The organism is Psychrobacter sp. TB55-MNA-CIBAN-0194 (assembly GCF_040309505.1).
GTDB lineage: Bacteria > Pseudomonadota > Gammaproteobacteria > Pseudomonadales > Moraxellaceae > Psychrobacter > Psychrobacter fozii.
In genome coordinates, this window is record NZ_JBEOOW010000456.1 from 1 (window position 1) to 260 (window position 260).

At 62.7% G+C, this 260-nt stretch carries 1 protein-coding gene; it reads right to left on the minus strand.

The genetic code is table 11. From position 1 onward, the window contains the following. Positions 1-260: 4-hydroxythreonine-4-phosphate dehydrogenase PdxA (locus tag AAEY75_RS15875; protein ID WP_352260130.1), on the minus strand; the 260-nt coding region annotated here is incomplete at both ends.

Consider the following 260-nt stretch of genomic DNA (forward strand, 5'->3'; position numbering starts at 1 on the left):
TCGCTGTGCAGGATGCGCGTGACACGCTCTACACGTTCGGCAGTGATGGCATCGGCGATTTCACGCAGCGGCAAGTGGGTGGTCACCAGGGCCACGCGCAGGCCACGGGTGGCGAGCATCATCACCACTTGAGCGGTATGGGTGAGTTCGGCGAGGAATTCGGTATGGCCGGAAAAGGCGATGCCGGATTCGTTGATCACGCCTTTGTGCACGGGGGCGGTGATCATGCCGGCAAAGTCGCCGTCGATGCAGCCTTGGCC